The sequence below is a fragment of the Odoribacter sp. N54.MGS-14 genome, from assembly GCF_000980295.1.
Lineage (GTDB): Bacteria > Bacteroidota > Bacteroidia > Bacteroidales > Marinifilaceae > Odoribacter > Odoribacter splanchnicus.
Map to the genome: position 1 here is coordinate 1 of NZ_LARL01000161.1, position 1,154 is coordinate 1,154.

General features: G+C 54.9%; 2 tRNA genes and 1 rRNA gene. All 3 read left to right on the forward strand.

Annotation, left to right across the window (positions count from 1 at the left end):
• A 23S ribosomal RNA gene (locus WS42_RS14790) occupies positions 1-905 on the forward strand; the annotation flags it as partial.
• A 96-nt stretch (positions 906-1,001) separates the two neighbouring features.
• A tRNA-Lys gene (locus WS42_RS14795) sits at positions 1,002-1,077 on the forward strand.
• A 2-nt stretch (positions 1,078-1,079) separates the two neighbouring features.
• Positions 1,080-1,154 (forward strand) — tRNA-Glu (locus WS42_RS14800).

A 1,154-nucleotide genomic window follows, 5' to 3' on the forward strand; every position in this document is an offset into this window, starting at 1 on the left:
CAACAGCCCGCCCGGCGAAATTGTAGTACCGGTGAAGATACCAGTTACCCGCAACTAGACGGGAAGACCCCATGGAGCTTTACTGCAGCTTAATACTGGAATTCGGTAACCCATGTACAGGATAGGTGGGAGGCTTGGAAGCAGGGGCGTCAGCTCTTGTGGAGCCGCCGGTGGGATACCACTCTTGGATTGCTGAATTTCTAACCTGCGGCCGTGAATCCGGTCGGGGGACACTGTTAGGCGGGCAGTTTGACTGGGGCGGTCGCCTCCTAAAGAGTAACGGAGGCGCTCAAAGGTTGGCTCAGCACGGACGGAAATCGTGCAGTGAGTGTAAACGTAGAAGCCAGCCTAACTGCGAGACCGACGGGTCGAGCAGTAACGAAAGTTGGAGTTAGTGATCCGGTGGTATGTGAGTGGAAATGCCATCGCTCAACGGATAAAAGCTACCCTGGGGATAACAGGCTGATCTCCCCCAAGCGTCCACAGCGACGGGGAGGTTTGGCACCTCGATGTCGGCTCGTCACATCCTGGGGCTGAATTCGGTCCCAAGGGTTCGGCTGTTCGCCGATTAAAGTGGCACGCGAGCTGGGTTCAGAACGTCGTGAGACAGTTCGGTCCCTATCTGTTGCGGGCGTAAGAGATTTGAAGGGGGCTGTCCTTAGTACGAGAGGACCGGGATGGACGCACCTCTGGTGCACCTGTTGTCGTGCCAACGGCATAGCAGGGTAGCTACGTGCGGACGAGATAAACGCTGAAAGCATCTAAGCGTGAAACTTTCCCTAAGATAAGATCTCTCATCCTTTATGGAGTAAGGCACGATGTAGACTATATCGTAGATAGGCCGGAGGTGGAAGTGCAGTAATGTATGGAGCTGACCGGTACTAATAAGCCGAGGGCTTGACCTGAAGTCTCAGGTTGAGAGCTAGAAATGGAATGCAGGCGCTTGCGAAGCGTATGGCGGTTACTTTGTTCGGTTTTGAGGGTGCGTACCTCAGTCTTATGCACCTTTAGCTCAGCTGGTAGAGCACCTGACTCTTAATCAGGGTGTCCAGGGTTCGAGTCCCTGAAGGTGTACCAACGGCCCGTTGGTCAAGCGGTTAAGACGGCGGCCTCTCACGCCGCAAACATGGGTTCGATTCCCGTACGGGTCACCA